This is a genomic window from Atribacter sp., assembly GCF_035418125.1.
In the GTDB taxonomy this organism is placed as follows: domain Bacteria; phylum Atribacterota; class Atribacteria; order Atribacterales; family Atribacteraceae; genus Atribacter; species Atribacter allofermentans.
Genome location: NZ_DAOLQM010000057.1, coordinates 8,482 through 9,658 on the forward strand (window position 1 = coordinate 8,482; position 1,177 = coordinate 9,658).

A 1,177-nucleotide genomic window follows, 5' to 3' on the forward strand; every position below is an offset into this window, starting at 1 on the left:
GAAAAGACTAAAGGTTATCAATACCATGCTTTTTTAACCATTCCTCGAAATTCTGATTATCAGTAACTATCTCATTATCATAATTCTCCTCAAGTTTTTTCACTTGTTTGGCTAACTCCGGTTGCTCGCGCATGGCAACGGCCATATTACTATCAAACTGCTCAACCAGTGGGATTAAATCAGAAAAATCGAGGTTTAATTGAAGTAAAGCTTTGACTTTTTTTACGATAGAGATAATCCCTCTCGGATTGGTTGCATGGATATACATTGGTACATCAGTGATGAGGTTAATCATGTTTATGTTTCTCTCTTTGGTTAAAAAAGTGAGATAAGTAGTTAAACTGGCAGAGCCTTCGTAAGTGGTAAAACGGATATTTTCTTCCTCAAGAATTTTTTTTAATTTTTCATTGCTTACCGAACTATAGACCCGTGGATCTCGAGTGTGAGGAGTTAAACCGTTGACGCTTCCAATAAAATATATTTCTTGAATTTGATACTCTTCACACATAAAAAATAATATTTGACAGTATTGATCCCAATTAATATTTGGTTCTTTACCAGAGAATAGAATAAGATTATTATGAGTATCAGCAAAAAATTCATTAGTTGGAAACTTGACTTCATTTACTAATCCGTCGGTAATTTTCGTATAAGGACGAAATTGAGCAATTTCCTCCATAGATCCCGGTAAATTATATATATAAAAAGGGTGGGGATTTATTTCCGCAAACTTAATTGCATTCAACTTATTATTCAAATAAACAATAGTTCCGGTTGATACATATCCTCCATCCATCCACCCCGATAATCCAATGATCAATCTGGGAGAAAACAGAACTGGTTTTTCTAAAAATTTAAGATTTTCCATAATTGGAATCGATCCTCCTTTGATTTTAAACGATTGGAAATGGACAAATGGTTTTTTACTTTAAAATATTATACCTTTTCAGAATTATGATTACACATAAGCAGTTAAAAGAAGTTAATGAATCGAGGAATAAAAAAACCACAGGTTCTGACAAACTCTTGAACCTAAATCTCGCTTCGAAAAAAGAAATCACTTTCTAATATAGCGAAGCGCTTCAGGACTGGCCTTCCACTCTCCCTCTCGGGAAAACTTCGAAATTCCTATCTCTCGATCGGGAACTTCTTTCTTCCAATCCTTCGGTTTTTTATT

1 protein-coding gene is annotated in these 1,177 nt (G+C 34.0%); it reads right to left on the reverse strand.

Annotated elements, in window-relative coordinates; all coding sequences use genetic code 11:
• Positions 1-7: 7 nt before the first annotated feature.
• Positions 8-868: a PAC2 family protein gene (locus PLK24_RS04745; protein ID WP_324476801.1), complete on the reverse strand. Its 861-nt coding sequence runs from the start codon at positions 866-868 to the stop codon at positions 8-10.
• Positions 869-1,177: the final 309 nt, after the last annotated feature.